We start from the raw sequence: 20,600 nt of genomic DNA, 5'->3' as shown, positions 1-20,600 counted from the left end.
GCCGGATGACGCCGCGCTTATCCGCCCTGGTAAACACCCAGTCCGTAGGTAGGGTAAGCGCAGCGCCATCCGGCAAACATTAATAATCCGCGTAAGGCACCAGCGGCTGCGGCGGCATATCCATATCGCCCTGCCAGCCTGCCATGGAGTAGCGCACGAAGATCAGCGCGTGGCTTGGGGTGTAATCCTTCGCCTGCTGAATGTCTATCCCCGCGCCAACCGACCAGTGGGAGTCAATCCTGCGCTCCACCAGCGCCCGCGCGGTATAGCCGAAGCCGTTGCTGCTGCCGCCGGCCGACGGGTCGTCGCGATCGGGGTACAGGCCGTTATTCGGCACCAGGCTTGAGATCGGATAACGCTTGCCGTCCTTCGATTTCGAGTAGGACCAGGACGCGGAGCCGCCCAGCTCCCAGGACCAGTTTTCCGTGCGCTGGCGCCAGATAACCGGCACCGCAAACGAAACGTACTGCTGCGGGCTGTAGTAGCCGCCCTGGCCCAGGAAGTATTCGCTGAGATCTTTGTCGTAGTGCCAGAGCATGTTGGTCAGGCCAACGGTCAGGCGGCGGTTGTTCTCGTTGATGAGCTTGTGGTAGTAGCCCGTCATGAAGCGCGCCCGCCAGTTGTCCTCAACGTTTTTCCCGGTCAGCGTGTCCGCGCTCAGGCTCGCCCAGACGCCGTTGGCTTCGCCCTTGTCGTAGCTGGTGCTGATGCCCACGCCCGTGGCGCGCACGCCGCCCCAGACCGTGTCGGTATTCGGATCGCGCTGGCCTGCAAACGACAGCATTGAGCTGGAGATAGGACGACGGTGCGCGTTCAGCGTGTAGCCTACCGGGCCGAGATCGTTGCTGTAGCTGACGCCACCCACCACGTCGACCACGTCAAACCCCAGCGGCGTGGTGCCGATATCCGCTTCCCAGGTTTTGTTTTTCCAGCCGACGGCCAGGCTTGCGCCGTTCGCCGTCTGGCTGTTGCTGCCGGTACAGCCGTGGTCGTCACAGGTGCCCCAGCGCTCGTTGTAACCGCCGTTGCTGCCGTTGCTGAACGACCCGGCGTCCATATTGACGATGTCGGTACGGAACCACATCCGCCCGTCGCTGAGCGGCGCATCGAGCTGCAGCATGGTGGTGTGGGCCTGAAGATCGGAGTAGCCCGGCGTGCCGCTCGATCCCCAGTAGTCGTGGTCCAGCGTGACGTTCACATCCTGCTGGCGATAGAGGTCGGCGGCGTCGCTTTTCACGCCGCGTTTCAGCCAGTCGTCCTTCGCATCGTTACGCGTCAGGCGGGTGTAGGTGTCGTTGTCCGTCGGACGCTTATCGGTCACGCCTGCGGAAACCATCGCGTCTTTATAGGTTTCAAACGCCAGCTTCGGCTGGCCGCTGTCCACCTGGAAACGGGCGGCGTCACGCAGCACCAGCGCGCTCTCCATGGAAGGCGGCTGGCTTTTGGCTTCCGGGATAATGCGGGCGAAGGTCTGCTGCGCCCGGGCGGTGTCGCCCGTTGCGGCCTGCACGTTAGCCACACGGCGTTCGGTATTCAGCGTCGGCGGCTCGCTGGCCGGTGCTTTTTGCATCTGTGTCAGCTGGTCGCGCGCCCGCTGCTTATTGCCCTGGGAGGCATATTCCTCGGCAAGGCCTAAGCGCGCGTCGGTGTTATTCGCATCGCGCTTAAGAATTTGTTCGTACTGGAGCACGGCGGTAGCGCTGTCTCCCCGCTGGGTGGCCCAGTCGGCAAGAGTAAGATCGATACGGTCCGACTGGGGCTGCTGTTTCAGCAGCGCAATGGCCTCGTCTTCTTTGCCGCCCTCGCGCAGGGCGCTGGCGGTAGCCAGCACGCGGTTGCTTTGCAGGCGGTCCGCCAGCTCGTTGATATTGTCGTTCCACTGGCTGCGCGGCAGCGTATTCAGGTGGGTCAGCGCGGCCTCTTCCTGATTGTTGCCGGACAGATACAGCCCGTTGGCGTAGACCTGCTCCGGGTCCGTCGGGCGGCGCTGGGCCAGGCTACGCATCAGCGAGTCCGCCTCGCTGCGGCTGCCTGCCGCGCTCAAATCTTTGCTCAGGCGATAGGTGATCCACACGCTTTCCGGGTCCAGCTTCAGGCGCTGGCGCTGGACTTCTGCGGCCCGCGCCCACTGCGCCTGGCTTTCCAGCGCGGTGGCTTCCTGCTCCAGGCGCTCCCCTTCCAGGCTGCGCTCAATATCGTCAATGCTGCGGCGCTGGCTGGCGGAAAGCCCCTGAATAAACGCCGTGGCGCGTTCAGGAGACTGGCGACGATAAACGTTAGCCAGCCCGCGCACCGCGTTGCTGTTGCCGCTGTCCATGCGTAAAGCCTGCTGGTAATAGCGCTCGGCGGCCGCGTCGTCTTTCTTTGCAACCGCGGCATCCCCCAGGCCAAGCACCGCATAGCTGTCGGTGTTATCCACGCTGCGCGCCTGCTGGTACTTCTGCTGCGCGCCGTCAGGATTGTTGGCCTTGAGCTGGGCGTCGCCCTGTTCAATGAGCAGCCAGTAGCGGTTGGTTTGCAGCAGGCTGTCCCATTTGCCACGGTTATCGCTCTCAGGATCCATCCTGATCGCTTTTTCAAACTGCTGCACGGCCTTCGCGCGGTTGCCCTGCTGCGAATAAGCCTGGCCCAGCGCGCCAACGGCTTCGCTGTCGCTGTGATCGGCCGCCACGGCCTCCTGCAGCTGCGGAATCGCTTTGCCCGCCGTACCGGCGCTAAGGGCGGCAAGGCCTTCAGCACGGGCTTTAAACGCAGGATCAGCGAGCTTGTTTTGCTGTTCGGCCAGCGCCGCTCGCGCGGTATCGGCTTTTTCGCCTTCGCTAAAGACGCCGAGGAAGCGCTGCAAAGCCGCAACGCTTGCGGTGCTTACCGGCATATCGCTGATTTGCGCATACCAGAGATCGGCGGCGTCCTGGCGGCTGTTGCTCGCCTTCGCCATCTGCTCCAGTGCCGCAAATCCTTCCTGGTCTCGGCCATCAGCAAACAGCAGGCGTGCCAGATTAGCCCGCAACATGGCGTTGCCGGGGCTTGAGATATTCAGCGCTTTAAGTTTGTCGATGGCCTGCCCGCGGCGGGCGGGTTCTTTCGCCATCAGCGTCCAGTACTCCACGGCTATATCGCCCGCCGGTGGATTACCGTTAAAAATTTTCTCGTAGGCGGCTGCGGCTTCGGCGGTGTGGCCCGTTGAGGCAAGCAGCCGTGCCTGCTGCAGCTGCTGACGCCCTTCCGGCGTGGAGAGCGACATGGTGGTCGTCGCCTGCTGGTAGGCAGAAGAGGACGGGGCCAGCTCAGCAAGCCGCTCCAGCTGTTTCTTCGCGCCAGCCTGATCGCCCTGACGCAGCAGATAACGCATGCGCGCTGCAATGACGTCCGGGTTATTCGGGTCCATCAGCTCAAGACGGTACAGGGACTGGCGTACCAAATCCTCACGTTTGCTGGCTTCACCCAGCCGCACCTGCTCCAGCAGCTGCTGCTGGGGCGTGACGGCAGCTGCGGTCAGGGGCATCAGCACCAGGCCAAGCGATAAGCTAAGAATATTTATTGAGAATTTGCGCATGCCTTGCCCCAGTTCGGGAGTAGCTCACCCTGAGCATTAAATCGAAAATGTTTCTGGTCCCATCCCTGACCAAAGAGCGTTAATACATAGTTAAAATAGGCGTCGCTCTGCGGCTGGTTGTCCACAACCCGCTTGCGCTGGACGTCGAGCGCGGCTTTATCGCCCTGTAAGAACGGCAGCAGCGAAGCGGAAAATCCGACCGGGCCGTCGCCCTTGCGCTCGCCGGTCACGACGGCTACGTGCTCCGGCGGCAGGCCGCTGTCAGCGGTCATCTGCGCCATCGGCTGCCAGCGCCTGAGCAGCGCGGCTTTGTCAGGATCGCTGTCCGCCATCATGCCTGCCCACAGATAGACGCGGATCGCGTCATAGCTGCCCACCAGCGGCTCGCCGGGCTTCATCTGCCAGCCCTTGCCTTCTATCCAGTTCACCCAGTCCGGTGCGAAGCCTTTCGGGGAGGTTTCCAGCAGCAGGCGCCGGTTGGTTTTGACCATTGATTTCCACGGGCCTTTGTAGCGCGTGACGCGGCTTAACACCTGGGGCGGCAGATAGCTTGGGTTGAAGCGCCACTCGGGAGCATGGTTAAAGCCGTATTTACCCGGCAGCAGCATATTGCCGAGGCCCGGCACCTTCGCCACTTCCTCTTTCGCCACCCGCTTTAGCAGGCTCTGGCCCAGGCGCGTATAGTCCGGCTTGTTCCACAGCCGCCCGGCTTCGAGCAGGCTCCAGACAATCCACATGTCCGCGTCGCTGGCGGAGTTGCTGTCCAGCACGGTCCAGGTATTGTCGTCTTTGCGGCCCCACTCCCAGGCCGGGAGATGGTCTTTCAGCGAGCCCTGGGCAAGATTGTTTTCCGTCCAGCCCAGCAGCTTCGCAAAGGCAGGCTTGTCGTTGGCGGCCAGCGCGAAGAACATGCCGTAGCTTTGCCCTTCGGAGGTGGTTATCTTCCGCTCGCTGCTCGGATCGATAACCCGCCCTTCGTCGCTGACGTACGCTTGTTTAAAGCCTTGCCAGGCGGGCCATTCACAGGCAGCCTGCCCGGTGACGGATGCTAATAACAGGCCTGTCATCAGCATCCCCATCCGCAGTTTCATAATTTACTCGTCATCCGGGTCGATACGACGACGGCTCAGAATGCGCAGAATTCTCCACAGCACCCACGCCAGCAGCACGACGCTCACTGCGGCCAGGAAGGCCAGCAGCACAGGGTGGGTAGAAAGCGCATACCACAGGCGCTCGTACCACGGCAGATGCCCGACGTAGTAGATATCACCAACGCGGATGCCGTTGACGCCGGACTCACGGATAACCGCAACCGAACCGGACATCGCCGCTCGTTTGCCGCTGTCGTTCATCGCGTTGCTCAGCAGTTCATAGCCGCGCGGGCTGTCCGCCAGCAGGGCCACCACGCTACGCTGGTCGTTATACGGCGACTGGAAGCCGACGATGGCCGCCATCGGGCCGCTGGATGAGACGGTAGTTTGCGCATCTGCCGCCCGGTCAGTCTTATCCGTCATCACGCTTTGCAGGGCGGACTCGCGCATCGGCGTTTTCACCCAGCTCTTCGCCGCGTCCACCAGCAGGTCAATGCGCTTATCGTCCTTCAGTTTGTCGGGAATAGTGCCGATAATCATCAGATCCGCATCTTTGTCCTGCACGGTGCTGGCATCGTCGGTCAGCGTGACGTTAATGCCCGGGAAGCCTGTCTGGGAGCCAATAGAGCCCAGCGCATCCAGCATCGCGGTCACCTGCGCGGGCTTCGGATCTTTATTCACCAGCACGATAGTCTGCGACAGGTCAGCCATGCGGCTGAACGGGAAGCCCGCGTTGGCAAATGAACGCAGATCCGGCATGGCGATAAAGTGATAGTAGTTAGAGAAGTCGATGGTTGACGAGTCATCCACCACCACGTGGTTTTGCACCGGCTGGTAGGAAATACAGTTTTCCAGCGTCCCGCCCGGCATTGGGTTGGTGTACGAGAAGTCAAAGCGCAGCTGGTTTGCCGCACCCAGGCGCAGGGCCGGAATAGACACGTCCGTTTTGCCGTCCAGCAGGCCCTGCAGCACCGGCAGGTGCAGCATCAGCTTGTTACCGGCATCTTTCGGCGCAAGGCTGAAGGATTGCAGGAACTGGTTGTTGAGGCTGATATCCATGCGCGAGCTGTCTTTCATCGGCGGCGCGGTATAGCGATATTTCAGGTTCATATCGATACCGTTGCTGCGCAGCAGATAGAGGTCCGGCGGCAGGTTCATGGTGACGTTAATCGCCGTCGGCTCGAGGCCGCTGGACTGCAGCTGCTCCTCGTAGTTTTTCAGCTCGCCGAGGGTAATCGGACGGTCGGTGCGCACCCAGTTTGGCGCATCGTACGGCTTGCGGGGCAGCAGAGGCTTCACGTCATCGATGGTGACGCTGCTGCCGCGGAACAGCACGTTACCCTGGGCGATGCCTTTTGCCGCCTGCACCAGATCTTTATCGTTACGGCCAAAGACAACCAGCAGCTTCACGTACGGGTTATCCGGGTGCGACATCATCTCGATGGTCGGCGCCTTGACCGGCGGATGGTCACGCAGGAAGTCAGGGCGCTTATCGTTGGTGGCAAACACGATGCCGTTACGCTCTGGCAGCTGGTTGTAGAGCACCGGGAACTGCTGTCCACGCCAGACGGAGCGGGAGCCGAACCAGGAGGCGATAATCCCGGCGGCACGCTGCTGTGCAACGTCCGGCGTACCGGCAAACACCATCGGCAGCACCAGCGCACGGTTATCGTTGCTGTCAAAGAACGGCACCGGGAAGTGGGACAGATCGTTCTGCACCGGCAGCTTCATGTAAGTCAGGTCCACGGAGCTGCCGCGACCGACGTCCATCCACAGCGTGGAGCTGCCCGGGTTTTCACATACGTCGCGATAGTGGCCGACAAACTGCAGGCGCACGCGGTTAAAGTCGGTGACATACAGCGGATCGATAGGCAGGTGGGCGGTAATTTTCTTACCCAGCTGCTCTTTGGTCACCGGCAGCACGCCCATCAGCTCATCGTTAAGATAAACCTTCAGGTGCGATTCAACGGGCAGCAGGGACGGCGATGGCGTGTACTCCAGGTTCAGCATCGCCTTCGAGACAACTTCGTCACTGCGCATGCCGAACTCAACGGAACCGTTAGGGTTCATGCCGCGCAGCACCATGTTGCCCGGCGCTGGCGCAATCTGCGCGAAGCTCAGCTTCACGTCGCGAGAAGGGGTGTTTTCGGCGACGACCGGGGCATCCGCACCGACGACACCAGGCATGACCTGGCCGACGACAGGATTGGCATCCGGCGGCGTGGCAGGCGTAACCGCTTCCGCCGTGCCGGGCGCAGGCGTAACAACGGCCTGCGTTGCAGGCGCAACGGCCGGAACCGTCGGCGCCGCCGTGGCAGCAGGGTCGGCTGGCGCTGCCGGATCGGCAGCGTTTGCCATCATCATCGGCAGGGCATTAAGGCCTATTGCCGCCGCACATAACCAGGAGAGTTTTCTTTTCATCGCGTTTTCATCAAAGTTGGGCCAATGCAGACACTGTCCGCTGTTCTGCTCGGGTTTCCGCCGGGCTACGCGGAATAAATGACACAATCCAGTCCACCAGCAGGGTGAAGGTGTGGAAGATAAATTTCAGTGATGGCGGAGCGAACTCTGCCAGATGTCGGTAACCCCTGAAGCCCAGCTTGAAGATGTCCAGCAGACTCTCCAGCGGCTTGTCTTCCGGGAAACTGTCCTGCCACAGCGCCCAGGTATCCGCGCGGGCAAAGGTACATTGAATAAAATCAATATGCTGGCGGGTCGTCATATTAACGAGCTTTAAACCCACTTCGTCGTCGAAGACGCGCATAACCTGCGCCGGGAAGAAGAACTCCTGCTGCCCGCGTTTGAGCAGCAGATTCACCTTCTGCCCTTCCAGCACGTTGGCGGAGCCGTCAAGCTTGATCCCTACCCCGCCGTCGGAATAGTCCAGCACGGTGCAGGGGAAGAGGTGGCCGTCTTCGCGGGCGATAGCCGCTGGCATACGAATCTCAACGCGGTGCGAATGGCGAACCTGCTTACTTTCCACCGACACCGCAACGGCACCGCCGAGAATAATCAGGTTATAGGTCACCCACACGATGCTCACAATACAGGTCAGCGCCTCGTTTTCAGGCCCGTAGAAGAAGCGCCAGATGCCGACCGCGACGCCAAGCAGGTTGAGCATCACCAGCCACAGATACGGCTTGGTGATCACCCAGTCGACATATTCGTTCTCCACCAGGCCGCCCTTCGCCGTCACGTTAAACGTGCCCTTGTGCGGGTTAAACAGCGCCACCAGCGTCGGCTGGGCGATATACCAGGCCAGCACCGTTTCGTAAATTTCACTCCAGAACGAGTGGCGGTATTTCCCCTGAATCTTCGAGTTCGTCAGGCTGGCGTGGATCATATGCGGCAGTACGAAGAGCGCGATGCTCAACGCCGGTGCGTAGATGATATAGGCATGAAGCAGCAGAAACGCCAGCGGCGCGGTCAGGAAGATCAGCCGCGGAATACCGGACAAGAAGTGGAACATGGCGTTGGCGTAGCACAAACGCTGCGCCAGCTTCAGCCCTTTGCCGAACAGCGGGTTATCGAGGCGGAAAATCTGCGTCATGCCCCGCGCCCAGCGAATACGCTGGCCAATGTGTGCCGAAAGGCTTTCCGTTGCCAGGCCCGCAGCCTGCGGTATACGCAGGTAGGCGGACGTCCAGCCCCGGCGGTGTAAACGCAGCGAGGTATGGGCATCTTCGGTTACGGTTTCTACGGCAATGCCGCCAATCGCGTCCAGCGGCTCACGGCGGATAACCGCACAGGAGCCGCAGAAGAAGGTGGCATCCCACATGTCGTTGCCGTCCTGCACCAGCCCGTAGAACAGCGTCCCTTCGTTCGGGGTTTTACGGAAGCGCCCGAGGTTGCGCTCAAACGGATCCGGCGAGAAGAAGTGGTGCGGCGTCTGCATCATCGCCAGCTCTTTCTCTTTAAAGAACCAGCCCATGGTCAGCTGAAGGAACGAGCGGGTCGGCACGTGGTCGCAGTCAAAAATTGCCACGAACTCGCCGGTGGCGTGCTTAAGGGCGTTGTTGATGTTACCGGCTTTGGCATGCTCATGCGTGGTGCGGGCGATGTATTTCACGCCCACCTGTTCGGCAAACTCACGGAATACCTCGCGGCCGCCGTCATCCAGAATCCAGATGTTCAGCTTGTCTTTCGGCCAGTCGATACCCAGCGAGGCGTAAATCGTGCCCTTCACCACGCTTAAATCTTCGTTATAGGTTGGGACAAAGATGTCGACCATCGGCCAGGTGCTGGTGTCTTTCGGCATCGGCACCGGCTGGCGGTTCAGCGGCCAGACAATCTGGAAGTAGCCCATGATCAGCACCAGCCAGGCGTAGGTTTCCGCGAACAGCAGAATCAGCCCGCATACCAGGCTGACCGGGTCGTTCCAATTCAGCGTCGAGGTATAGCGCCACCAGATATAGCGGCACGACACGGTCAGCGACAGCACGATGAGCATCAGCGCGGCGAAGCGCCCTGGAATGCGGCGCACCAGCAGCGCCACGCCCCACAGCAGCATCAGGAAGATGAACTGGGAGAGCGGGTTGAACGGCTGGGTAACGCACATGATCGCCAGAATAAACGAGAACACCACGATCACGCCGATCAGCACGCGGCGCAGCCCTTTGCTCAGGTGGCGCAGCTCTTTCTGTTTGCTCAGGTGGCTGGTCTGCTGCGAAAAGCGCTCGGGCATTTTATCGAGCCAGGCGTGCCAGCGCGCGCGAACGGCCCTGATTCTGTTCAGCGTGGTGAAGCGATCCCACATGCTGAGCCTGTGGGGCCGGGTAGCAACCATCAGCCAGGCGCTTTGCACGAGATAACGAAGCGCGTCCAGCGGACGAGGGCGGTTCGGATTGAGGTGGGGATAAAACTTCGCGTGCTGGGTGCGGATGCGCGACCAGCGGTCGTTTTCCAGCGGGAAGAACATCCACGCCAGCGCCAGCCAGATACAGCCAATCGCCGCGCTGAACGGCGGTGCGCCGTTACGGCGGTATGTCGTATAGCGTGTGCTAAGCCGCTCGCTCGCGGCAGGCAGCAGCAGCCACTGGGTCAGGCTGGTCATGCATTCACTCCGGCATGGCTTTTAGCCGGGAAGCGCAGCAGGCACCAGTTGGCAAGCGTCATTATCTCGTTGGCAACCAGCGAGTCCGGGCTGTACTCGCCCACCGGCTGTTTGCTGGCCGCCGATTCCGCCATCGCCTCGTCCCGGTGGAGCACAATCGGGATCATGCTGCGCTGGCTTTGCAGCCAGATCTGGTAAATATCATCCTGCAGCTGGCTTGCCACCAGAAGATAGTTAACCAGCAGCAGCGAACCGGCCGGCAGCGTCTGCTGATGCAGCCGGGTATGGCAGTTCGTATCGGGCTTCGCCACCGTGATGACGCGATCAATCTGGCTTAATAGCTGGCGCGTCAGCGGATCGTAGCCGTGCGGCAGATCCACCAGAATCCACTGATAGCGGCCGCTGGCCTTTAACTCTTCCAGTGCGTGGCTGAAATAGCCGAGGGCCTTTTCAAGGGAGGTAAAGGTTTCACGCTCGCCGCCGGTCAGCTGCCCGAAAGGCAAAACGTCCAGGTGCGTGGTATAGCTCCACGCCGCAGCGTGCCAGTCGCGGTTATCCAGCAGGGCACGCGCCCAGCCGCCCGTTTCGGCGAACTCAATATTAAAGTACAGACGCAACAAATTGTCCGGTGAGGCATCCACCACCAGAACTGATTCACCTAATTGTTGTAAAGACCAGCCAAGCGCTGCGGTGATAGAGGTGGTTCCCACGCCACCACGCAACCCCTGTAACCCAATGATCGCCATCAGGCTCACTCCCTATTGTTGCGTTAGTTCTGCCAGCAAAGGCCATCGTTTGAGCGCCGTCGCCAGCTGTTCCCGCGCTGATATATCGGTATAATCTATTTCCGGCAAGGAGAAAGCTTTGCTGAGCGCTAAAAAATCATTCTGGAAAGCATAGGCAAGCGGCGTCTCCTGAACATCTTCAGCTTCTTTTTCACGCATTATGACTAATGTTCCTTAACCGTACCCGCGACAAGGATACTGGTAAATGTTCGGAAAACGAAAATTGATTTACAATGCTAAAACCGATGCTGTTTATTTTCAATGTTAGGTTTATTTCCAGGCTTTCGCTAGTAAACTGACATACATACTAATTTTTCATCAAGGGGACGCCATGGAACCCATATTTTCGGTCGGCATCCGTTCTTTGTGGGACGAATTGCGACACATGCCAGCCGGTGGGGTTTGGTGGCTCAACGTTGATCGTCAGGATGACGCTGTAAAACTTATAAATCAAACAGTTGCAGCGCAGGACAGCCGGACTAAAGTGGCGGTAGTCACCCAGGAAATAAAACCCCACAAAATAGTAAAACTGGATGATAATCACGGTCCAGAGAAAATTCGCCTCTTTAGCATGCCGGCATCAAAAGATGGTCTAAAATATATGCGCCGCGATTTGATGTGCAGCCTCAACCCGGAGCATTATTTCTTTATTTTGTTACTTTCGGAACAATCTTGGGAAAATATATCCACGGAAGAACTGCGCCTATGGTTGCAGGGCCTTGCAAAATGGACCCAGCGCTATAAATGCAGCATCTTATTGCTTAATACCGGAAATAAAAGCGATAAACAACGCTCTTTATTGGTTAGCGAGCACAGGATCCTCAACGGCCTTGCGACGATGCGCTATCAGGGAGACATTTGCCGCTACGACGTCTCCTTCTGGTGCAACGAGAAGGGCGTCAGCGCCCAGCAGCAGCTCGATCTGCAGTGGCAGAACGAGGAGTGGCGGCTCGTGGAAACAGCCGACGCCGACCTGCAGCCGCGCAGCGATGAAAAGCAGATCCTCAGCCACAGCGCCATCCTCGAAGGGGCACCGCCGCTCTCCGAATACTGGCAGCTGTTCAGCACTAACGATGCCCTGTTTGAGGCTGCCCGCAGCGCGCAGGCTTCCACGGTCATCTTCTCGCTGGCTAAAAATAACCAAATTGACGATCTGGCCCACCAGATCCACACCCTGCGCCGCCAGCGCGGCAGCGCGATGAAAATTGTCGTCAGGGAGAATAACGCCAGCCTGCGCGCCACGGACGAACGGCTGCTGCTGGGGTGTGGCGCAACGCTGATTATCCCCTGGAACGCACCGCTCTCCCGCAGCCTGACGATGATTGAAAGCATTCAGGGCCAGCAGTTCAGCCGCCACGTGCCGGAAGATATCAACCTGCTTATTGACCAGATGCAGCCGCTTAAGCTGCGCGGCTATCAGCCGTGGGACGTCTTCTGCAATGCGGTCGCCGCACTGATGAACAACACTCTGCTGCCGCAGGACGGCAAAGGGGTGATGGTCGCCCTGCGTCCGGTCCCTGGCCTGCGGGCCGAACAGGCGCTGACGCTGTGCCGCCCTAACCGCCTGGGTGACATCATGACCATCAGCGAAAACCGCATCACGCTGTTTTTACCGTTCTGCCGAATCAACGACCTGGATATCGCCCTGAGCCACATCTTCCCCCTGCCTGCGGGCGATATCTTTTCCAACCGCATGGTGTGGTATGAAGATAACCAGATTTCCGCCGAAATCGTGCAGATGCAGGCCATGAACCCGGAAAAATGGACCAAACCGCTGGACGTCTCGCTGGAGATTAGCGAGGCGCGCCGGGTAAACCGCAGCAGCCAGGCCGCGCGACGCATCGCCGTGCCGACCACGCTCCTTAAAGCGACGGAAAAGGAGCAAGCGGAATAGCCATGAACCTGACCGATATCCTGCAGCTCATCGCCCTGTGCGCGATTATCTTTATCCCGTTTGGCTATGTGGCCCACCGCTGGCTGCCGCGCCTGACGGCAACGATTCGACTTTTATTCCTGAAACCACGCTACGTGAAGCCGGCCGGCACGCTGCGCCGCACTTCTGTCAAGGCAGACCATCGACATGACTAAAAAAGTACCGGCGGGATCTCCGCTAGCCCCTTTATGGCAATCCTGGCGCGGCCTCGGAGGCTGGAACTTCTACTATCTGCTGAAGTTCGGCCTGCTGTGGACGGGCTACCTGAATTTCCACCCGCTGGCTAACCTGGTGTTCGTCGCTTTTCTGCTCTTCCCGCTGCCGAGCCTGAAGCTCCACCGCCTGCGCAACTGGATTGCGCTGCCCGTGGGGATTGGCCTGTTCTGGCACGATACCTGGCTGCCCGGCCCGGAAAGCATCATGAGCCAGGGCTCGCAGCTGGCGGGCTTCAGCATGGATTACCTGATTGACCTGGTGACACGCTTTATCAACTGGGAGATGGTCGGCGCCGCCTTCGTGCTGCTGGTTGCCTGGCTGTTCCTGTCCCAGTGGATCCGCGTGACCGTATTTGTGGTGGCCGCGCTTATCTGGCTGAACGTGCTGACCATTGCCGGCCCTGCCATTTCGCTGTTTCCGAGCGCGGCGCAGGCACCAGCAGCGGCTACGGCGGGCGCAACCGCCGCCGCGACAGAAACTGGTGCTGCAATCGCCCCGGTGCCCGGTGATATCCCGGCCCAGACCGCACCGCCAACCACTCAGAACCTGACCGCCTGGCTGAACAGCTTCTACGCCGCCGAAGCAAAGCGCGTGACGACATTCCCGACCTCCCTGCCTGCGGATTCGCAGCCGTTTGAGCTGCTGGTGATCAACATCTGCTCGCTCTCCTGGTCAGACATTGACGCCGCGGGCCTGAGCAATCACCCGCTGTGGAAGCACTTCGATATTCTGTTCAAAAACTTTAACTCGGCAACCTCCTACAGCGGCCCGGCGGCGATTCGCCTGCTGCGCGCCAGCTGCGGCCAGCCGTCGCATAAAAATCTCTACTCGCCGGAAGGCAGCCAGTGCTACCTGTTTGAAAATCTGGCCAAGCTTGGCTTCAGCCAGCACCTGATGATGGACCACAACGGCGTGTTCGGTGACTTCCTGAAAGAAGTGCGCGAATACGGCGGCATGCAGTCGCCGCTGATGGACCAGAAAGGGTTGCCGACCGGCCTGCTGTCGTTTGATAACTCCCCGGTCTACGACGATACAGCCGTGCTGAACCGCTGGATGGAAGGCGAAGAGCGCGAGCCGAATACCCGTAGCGCAACCTTCTATAACCTGCTGCCGCTGCATGACGGCAACCACTTCCCGGGCAACAGCAAAACCGCAGATTACAAAGTCCGCGCCCAGAAGCTGTTTGACGAACTGGATGCGTTCCTGACGAATCTGGAGAAATCGGGCCGTAAAGTGATGGTGGTGATTGTGCCGGAGCATGGCGCGGCGCTGAAAGGCGATAAAATGCAGGTCTCCGGCCTGCGCGATATCCCAAGCCCGGACATCACCCACGTGCCGGTCGGCATTAAGTTCGTCGGCATGAAGGCGCCGCACGAAGGGGACGCCATTGAAATCACCCAGCCAAGCAGCATGCTGGCGGTATCCGAGCTGGTCGCCCGCTCCGTCGACGGTAAGAACTTCGTGGCCGACCAGGTTGACTGGGACGCCCTGACGAACAACCTGCCGCAGACCGCGCCGGTCTCTGAAAACTCGAACGCGATAGTGATTCAGTATCAGAACAAACCGTACGTGCGCCTCAACGGCGGCGACTGGGTGCCTTACCCGCAGTAAAGCTAACGATGCGCTTTTTCATCCTGCTGACTTGTCGTTGTAGGGTGGAAAAGCGCAAGCGTCATCCTTCCGATCGGGCTTCAAGTTCTGGCTCCAAAATATGCTTCAGCAGGCCCAGGCGATGCTGGTAGCAATCAAGGACCTGCTCAATATCCCTCTCCGACATAAAGGATGCTTTATAGGTTGCCTCAACGATGGCTGCCTCTTCCCGTAAATCCGAAAATAGCTTTTTAACAAGCCGCTCGTGCAGGCCAATCAGCTTGCCAAACTCCATGAAATCTTTACCGATATATTCGCCATACTGGGTCTTAAAACCAGGAGCAAGGTCTTCGTCGCCTTCTTCACAGCGTAACAGCGGCAGCGCCAGGTAGCCTGAGGCGAACGCATCGCGATAGGGAGCAACTGAGACAAAATCATAAACCGGGGATAAGTACGGCCTGCCGACGCGAGGGTGGATAAGACCGAAGTTTCGCAGATGCATGTCGTTGTTACCCAGCAGCCACGCATAAACAACGCGCCTGAACAGGTCGACCTTAAACATCAGGTTGTCATTAACATGCTTAATCAGAAACTCGGCAATTTGCTGGTAGCTGACATATTGCCTGTCATCACTGCCTGTTTTGCCATATTTCTCCGCGATGTTCATTGCCCCATCCAGCTGCTCCTGATGCAACGGAAGTCCTGCCCTGTCGCGATCGAATCTGCGCACTGCAAAAGCATATTCTGGTTGGTCATGCTCTTGCTCCGGCGCAAAACACAGCAGCCCGTTGGCCGGAACCTGAAAGCCAAGCCGTGACATCAGCACCATCGTCGCGTGTTCATTCTGGGCGAGAGAAGGAAACTCATCCGGGGAGGGTTTGAGGATAAATTCACCCTGATGATCCACAACGGCAAAACGGTCACCGGCAAGCACAATCTGAAGTTTGGGCTGGAAACCGGAGATGCTCATCCCTTTTTGCACCTTCGGCAACTCGTAGACAAACTGACGGCGGGTAAAACCCAGCTGAGGATTGACTCGCGAACTGCCAGCCAGCATTTTTAGCCCTTTTGCGGAATAGCCCGCCGCTATTTCCGCAGGTTTATCCAGTGGAGTAAGTAATATGCGGCAACGATCCATTAATCCTCCTTGTTGCTAAACCGCACGGCGCCGATCAGGTTTTCGCCATTGTCGATAAGCATGCCCAGCAGGTCCGCCTCGTCGCGATGCTGAAGCTGGCTGTAGCGCTTATTGAGCCATCCTTCCGGCGCAAGCGAAGCGAAATAGGGGTGTAGCGTGCCGTGGTGGAAAGATCCATTGGCAACGGGCAGGCTGACTGACAGCGCCGGGCCCGAGTAACCCTGCCGATAGGTAAACAAAAAACCATCGTCATTTTGCTGCAGCTCACCGACGTTTTCCCCATAGAGAAAAACGTTCACACGCCGCTGCATAGTTTCACTCCCAGCGCTTGTGCAACGGCCATCACGGTGCCGAATTTCACCTGCGCCGGGTCTTTGAATAAACGTTTAAGCGTCGACACGGAGATACCCGTTTGCAGCTCCAGCATCGCCAGATCGATTCCCAGCGCTTTTCGTCGGGCGTTTAGCTGCAGGCCAAACTGAGCCAGGTCATCTATCATTTGCCCCTCACTTTGTTGCATCAGGGCAGACGTATCTTGCGTGACTTCATCACTCAGCGTCCTTAGTTCAGCACTTAGCGTTAGCAGCCGTTCGGCAAACTGGTTTTTATCGATATGGGCCATATGTGACCTATTTTCTCTCATTAGCCAATATAAGGTTCAATAAAAAGCCTAAAAAATCGATTAAGCTCACAAATGACCCATTAATAAATGATAGAGAAGTTTAGCTCAAAAATGGCACTTCAGCTATTAAAACGCTCCACCGCCCACTCGATAAACACCCGCAGCTTTGCGCTCAGGTGGCGGTTGGAAGGATAAACCAGGAACATATTTTCCCCCGGCGGCTGCCAGTCGCTTAGTACGCTTACCAGCTCGCCGCTTTGCAGATGGGGCTCGGCCATAAACCTGAGCGTCTGAATTATCCCCAGCCCCGCCAGCGCCGAGGCCAGCAGCGCGTTGCCCTCGTTGACGCTGACCTGATAGCGATAAAGCAGCTCCATCGTTTTTCCCCGGTCGACAAAGCGCAGCGGCAGCACCCGGTCGTTTACCGCATGGCGATAGTGGGTCAGCGGGTAACCCTGCTCCAGTTCAGCGGGATGTTTTGGGGTGCCGTAGCGGGCGAGATAGTCAGGGGAGGCGCAGGTCACCCATTCCAGGTCGAACAAGCGGCGGGCAATCAGCGTGGAGTCGGCCAGCGGGCCGCTGCGGATCACGCAGTCCGCGCTGTCGTTAATCAGGTCGATATTGCGGTCGCCGACGCCGAGGTCTATCTGAATCTGCGGATAGCGCTCAAGAAACTCCCTCAGCGCTGGCAGCAGAACGTGCTTTGCCGTTCCCCCGCCCACGTCTATCCGCAGTACGCCCTGCGGCGCGCTCTGGGATTCGGTCATGCACCCTTCCATCTGCTCCAGGTCGGCGAGCCACTTCACCGTCCGGCGGTAATAGCACTCCCCTTCCGGCGTCACCGATACGCTCCGCGTGGTGCGCTGAAACAGCTTGGTTTGCAGATGGTCTTCCAGATTCTGTATCAGCTTGGTGACGGTGGCTTTCGGCATGCGCAGAGAGTCCGCCGCACGGGTAAAGCCGCCCGTCTCCACCACGCGGTTAAAAACGCGAATTGCCAGTAAATGATGATCCATAGCGCTCTCAGTGACAGTCCCGGCGCCGCCGGGACTGTTTATCGGAAGGAATAATCGTTATGACTGTTTAGCGCTAATCAGGCTGGTGCGCAAGGAGAGGCCAAATACCAGCGCGGCGGAAAGAATCAGCGCCCCGCCGAAGAGCATCGCGCTGCTCACGCCCTGCCAGTCCACCACTTCGCCGCCCAGCAGCGCGCCGGAGGCCAGCGCAATCTGGATAACGCACACCAGCAGCGCCTGCCCGGCTTCGGGAGCCTGCGGCACGTGCTCGAACATCCAGTTTGTCGCACAGACTGGCACCGCGCCAAACGCCAGGCCCCAGACCAGCACCATCAGCGTGGCGCCCGGCAGGCCGCTCAGGAACGGGGAAACAATCAAAATGCTCGCCAGCATGGCGGCGACCAGGATAAAGGTAGCGCGCAGGCTATGCGCCGCCAGGCGCTCCCCGGCAAACGTACCCAGCAGCCCCACGGCACCGTAGGCCAGCAGCTGCACGGATATCGCCGACGGACTCAGCACGAACACCTGCTGCAACAGGGGCCGCAGGTAGGTGTAGGCAGCGAAATGCCCGACAAACAGCAGCACGATAGCGATCAGGCCAATACGTGCCATCGGCAGGCGGAACGGCAGCAGCAGATCCTGCGGCGTGACGGGGCGGGATGGCGGCACGGGGGTTAACAGGCGCAGCTGGGCAATGAACACGCCAACCGCAAGGGCCGCGCTGCCGAAGAACGCCGCGCGCCAGCCGAACAGATCGCCAATCAGCGCTCCGGCAGGCACGCCACAAACCGCGCCAACGGAAACACCGCTAATAATCAGCGCCACGGCACGCCCCTGGCTGGCTTCGGGCACAAGATGACGCCCGTAGTTCATTGAGAAGGACCAGAACCCCCCCACGCAGACGCCGAGCAGCACGCGGCCCAGCAGCATCATCGGGAAATTCACGGCCACGGCGGAGATAAGATTGGAGACCACCAGCAGTGCGGACAGCCCAATCATCAGCCAGCGCCTGTCGAGACGCCCTGAAATCAGGCTAAGCACGGGAGCAGCGACGGCGGCAACAATCCCCGGCGTGGTGACCATCAGCCCCGCCGTACCCGTACTCACGCCCAGCGAAGGCGCGATATTGGTCAGCAGGCCGATAGGCAGGAATTCGGTGGTAACCATCACGAAGCAGGCAACGGTCAGGGAGAAAACGGCCATCCACGATGTCAGTGCAGGTTTATCTTTATTATTCAGCATAGTAACGCTCATCTCAGGTAGAAGCGCGATCCGCGCATCGGGCGCGGAAGTGACAGGGATCACAATCTACGCAGACCTGGAAAAGCGATAAATCCATCAAACACGATTTCACTGTTTCCGTGGGTGAACAATAACGTTTTGCGGCGGAGAGGTGCGGTATCACCGCATTGCTGGAATCTGGATATAGATAGGAGAAAATTATATTGTCGGATGACGCTACGCTTATCCGACCTACGACAAAGAGGGAAAACCAGGATTCGTAGGGTGGATAAGCGCCAGCACCATCCACCGCTAGGCCTTTCAGAAGGCGGATGACGCAGGCTTATCTGCCCGACAAATAAAAAAGCCGGGAAAATTCCCGGCTTTTTATTTAACGGATTTCCCCGTTCTCATCCTGGTCAACGGCGAAGCAGGCGACCAGCTGGCCGCCGTACTCCCTGAGCTGCGGCTGCAGCTGGGTGCAGGGGCCGAAACGGCGGCGGCAGCGGGCGTTGAAGGCGCAGCCCGGCGGTGGGTTCAGCGGGCTTGGCAGCTCGCCGGTTAGCTTGATGCGTTCACGACGGTCGTCCGGGTTCAGACGCGGGGTCGCAGACAGCAGCGCCTGGGTGTACGGGTGGCGCGGGTTGGAGAAGATCTGGTCTTTCGTGCCCTTCTCCACGCAGCGGCCCAGGTACATCACCATCACTTCGTCGGCAATGTGTTCTACCACGGACAGGTCGTGGGAGATAAACACGTACGACAGCCCCATATCCTGCTGCAAATCCATCATCAGGTTCAGCACCTGCGCGCGCACCGACACGTCCAGCGCGGAAACTGGCTCATCGGCAATCACCACGTCCGGATCTAACATCAGACCACGGGCGATAGCGATACGCTGGCGCTGGCCGCCGGAGAACATGTGCGGGTAGCGATCGTAATGCTCGGTTTTCAGCCCCACCTTCGCCATCATCGCCAGCGCTTTTTCACGGCGCTCGGCTTTGCTCAGGTTCGAGTTGATTTGCAGCGGCTCTTCCAGAATCTGCCCTACTTTCTTGCGCGGGTTCAGAGAGCCGTACGGGTTCTGGAAGACGATCTGGATTTTCTGACGCCTGAGCTTTTCAGCCGTGACGTCCGGCACCAGCAGATCCTGGCCCTGGTAGTACAGCTCGCCGCCGGTCGGGATTTCGATCATCGTCAGCAGGCGGCCCAGGGTGGATTTCCCACAGCCGGACTCGCCCACCACCGCCAGCGTTTTACCACGCTCCAGCTCAAACGACACGCCGTCCAGCGCCTTCACCAGGCGTTCCTGTCCGAAGATGCCCTTCTTGACCGGATAGTGTTTCTTTAAATCGATGGCCCGCAGCAGCGGTTGCGCGGTGGCCTGTTCGGTACTCATAGCGTTGGCCTCCCGGCATCATCGAGGGGATAGTGGCACTTGGACTGGCGCCCATTGTCCACAAGGTTCAGTTCTGGCTCTTCCGCGCGGCAGCGGTCCGTGGCATACGGGCAGCGCGGGTTGAGCAGGCAGCCGTTCGGGCGGTCGTACTTGCCCGGCACCACGCCCGGCAGCGAGGCCAGACGGGCTTTATCCTGCGCAAACTCCGGCAGCGCGCGCAGCAGGGCCTGGGTATACGGATGGCGCGGCGCGCGGAAGATATCCTTCGCTTCGCCCGTTTCCACCACCTGGCCTGCGTACATCACGATGATTTTGTGCGCCGCTTCCGCCACCAGCGCGAGGTCATGGGTGATTAAAATCAGCGCCATGTTCTCTTTTTGCTGCAGCTCCAGCAGCAGCTCGATGATCTGCGCCTGGATGGTCACGTCCAGCGCGGTGGTTGGCTCATCGGCAATCAGCAGCTTTGGCCGACAGGCAATCGCCATGGCGATCATCACGCGCTGGCTCATGCCGCCGGAAAGCTGGTGCGGATAGACGTCCAGGCGCGATGCCGCATCCGGAATGCCCACCAGGTTCAGCAGGTCGATTGCGCGCTGAACGCGCGTTTTTTTGTTGCCGCCCTGGTGCACCTTGATGGCTTCCATTATCTGAAAACCAACGGTGTAGCACGGGTTCAGGCTGGTCATCGGGTCCTGGAAGATCATCGCCACTTCGGCGCCGACCAGGTTACGACGCTCTTTCTCGGAGATTTTTTGCAGGTCCCGACCGTTGAACTCCAGCTTCTCGGCCATGACGCGGCCGGGATAGTCAATCAGCCCCATAATCGCCAGCGAGCTGACGGACTTGCCGGAGCCGGACTCGCCCACGATACCCACGACTTCACCCTGGCTAACGTTATAGCTGATGCGGTCTACGGCACGGAACGGGGTGCCTTCGTCGCCGAAGTGCACCGATAATTTATCTACATTCAATAACGCCATCTC

The 20,600-nt window shown here is 59.4% G+C and carries 16 protein-coding genes; 3 read left to right on the top strand and 13 right to left on the bottom strand.

What is annotated here, in order from left to right:
* Positions 1-79 precede the first annotated feature (79 nt).
* Genes bcsC through bcsR form a run of 6 tightly spaced genes read right to left on the bottom strand, consistent with a single transcriptional unit; the run spans position 80 to position 10,644 of the window.
* Positions 80-3,556, bottom strand: a complete 3,477-nt coding sequence (bcsC, locus tag AAE045_RS14595; RefSeq protein WP_455548350.1) for a cellulose synthase complex outer membrane protein BcsC — start codon at positions 3,554-3,556, stop codon at positions 80-82.
* Positions 3,538-4,647: a cellulose synthase complex periplasmic endoglucanase BcsZ gene (gene bcsZ, locus AAE045_RS14590; RefSeq protein ID WP_455548349.1), complete on the bottom strand. Its 1,110-nt coding sequence runs from the start codon at positions 4,645-4,647 to the stop codon at positions 3,538-3,540. Before bcsZ ends, bcsC begins: the two co-directional genes overlap by 19 nt.
* A gap of 3 nt (positions 4,648-4,650) precedes the next feature.
* Positions 4,651-7,068, bottom strand: a complete 2,418-nt coding sequence (gene bcsB, locus AAE045_RS14585; protein WP_455548348.1) for a cellulose biosynthesis cyclic di-GMP-binding regulatory protein BcsB — start codon at positions 7,066-7,068, stop codon at positions 4,651-4,653.
* A 10-nt stretch (positions 7,069-7,078) separates the two neighbouring features.
* Complete coding sequence (bcsA, locus tag AAE045_RS14580) at positions 7,079-9,700, bottom strand: UDP-forming cellulose synthase catalytic subunit (RefSeq protein WP_455548347.1); 2,622 nt, start codon at positions 9,698-9,700, stop codon at positions 7,079-7,081.
* Entirely contained in the window at positions 9,697-10,446 is a 750-nt protein-coding gene (bcsQ, locus tag AAE045_RS14575; protein WP_455548346.1) for a cellulose biosynthesis protein BcsQ, read from the bottom strand. The genes bcsA and bcsQ overlap by 4 nt, the downstream gene beginning before the upstream one ends.
* Positions 10,447-10,458: 12 nt before the next feature.
* Entirely contained in the window at positions 10,459-10,644 is a 186-nt protein-coding gene (gene bcsR / locus AAE045_RS14570) for a cellulose biosynthesis BcsR family protein (RefSeq protein ID WP_455426478.1), read from the bottom strand.
* A 172-nt stretch (positions 10,645-10,816) separates the two neighbouring features.
* On the opposite strand from bcsR, the gene bcsE reads away from it, so the two are divergent.
* Genes bcsE through bcsG form a run of 3 tightly spaced genes read left to right on the top strand, consistent with a single transcriptional unit; the run spans position 10,817 to position 14,245 of the window.
* Positions 10,817-12,379, top strand: coding sequence for a cellulose biosynthesis protein BcsE (bcsE, locus tag AAE045_RS14565; RefSeq protein WP_455548345.1), 1,563 nt, complete (start codon positions 10,817-10,819; stop codon positions 12,377-12,379).
* Between the two features lie 2 nt (positions 12,380-12,381).
* Entirely contained in the window at positions 12,382-12,573 is a 192-nt protein-coding gene (gene bcsF, locus AAE045_RS14560; RefSeq protein WP_455548344.1) for a cellulose biosynthesis protein BcsF, read from the top strand.
* The gene (gene bcsG / locus AAE045_RS14555; RefSeq protein WP_455548343.1) at positions 12,566-14,245 is read left to right on the top strand and encodes a cellulose biosynthesis protein BcsG; all 1,680 of its coding nucleotides are present in this window, start codon (positions 12,566-12,568) and stop codon (positions 14,243-14,245) included. The genes bcsF and bcsG overlap by 8 nt, the downstream gene beginning before the upstream one ends.
* A gap of 61 nt (positions 14,246-14,306) precedes the next feature.
* On the opposite strand, the gene AAE045_RS14550 is transcribed toward bcsG, so the two are convergent.
* The 7 genes from AAE045_RS14550 to dppD form a co-directional block, all read right to left on the bottom strand.
* Positions 14,307-15,362: a type II toxin-antitoxin system HipA family toxin gene (locus tag AAE045_RS14550; RefSeq protein WP_455548342.1), complete on the bottom strand. Its 1,056-nt coding sequence runs from the start codon at positions 15,360-15,362 to the stop codon at positions 14,307-14,309.
* Positions 15,362-15,661 (bottom strand): HipA N-terminal domain-containing protein, encoded by a 300-nt coding sequence (locus AAE045_RS14545; protein WP_455548341.1) that lies wholly within the window; start codon positions 15,659-15,661, stop codon positions 15,362-15,364. The genes AAE045_RS14550 and AAE045_RS14545 overlap by 1 nt, the downstream gene beginning before the upstream one ends.
* Complete coding sequence (locus AAE045_RS14540) at positions 15,658-15,984, bottom strand: helix-turn-helix domain-containing protein (RefSeq protein WP_455548340.1); 327 nt, start codon at positions 15,982-15,984, stop codon at positions 15,658-15,660. The genes AAE045_RS14545 and AAE045_RS14540 overlap by 4 nt, the downstream gene beginning before the upstream one ends.
* Positions 15,985-16,103: 119 nt before the next feature.
* Positions 16,104-17,000, bottom strand: coding sequence for a LysR family transcriptional regulator (locus AAE045_RS14535; protein ID WP_455548339.1), 897 nt, complete (start codon positions 16,998-17,000; stop codon positions 16,104-16,106).
* Positions 17,001-17,057: 57 nt separating this feature from the next.
* Entirely contained in the window at positions 17,058-18,242 is a 1,185-nt protein-coding gene (locus tag AAE045_RS14530) for an MFS transporter (RefSeq protein ID WP_455548338.1), read from the bottom strand.
* Positions 18,243-18,612: 370 nt separating this feature from the next.
* Complete coding sequence (gene dppF, locus AAE045_RS14525; protein ID WP_455548337.1) at positions 18,613-19,617, bottom strand: dipeptide ABC transporter ATP-binding subunit DppF; 1,005 nt, start codon at positions 19,615-19,617, stop codon at positions 18,613-18,615.
* Positions 19,614-20,597: an ABC transporter ATP-binding protein gene (gene dppD / locus AAE045_RS14520; RefSeq protein WP_455426471.1), complete on the bottom strand. Its 984-nt coding sequence runs from the start codon at positions 20,595-20,597 to the stop codon at positions 19,614-19,616. Before dppD ends, dppF begins: the two co-directional genes overlap by 4 nt.
* Between the last annotated feature and the right edge of the window lie 3 nt (positions 20,598-20,600).

The sequence above is a fragment of the Dryocola clanedunensis genome, assembly GCF_038405435.1.
In the GTDB taxonomy this organism is placed as follows: Bacteria; Pseudomonadota; Gammaproteobacteria; order Enterobacterales; family Enterobacteriaceae; genus Dryocola; species Dryocola clanedunensis_A.
Note: the sequence above shows the minus strand (reverse complement) of the source record. Positions and strands in the feature narration are given on the sequence as shown.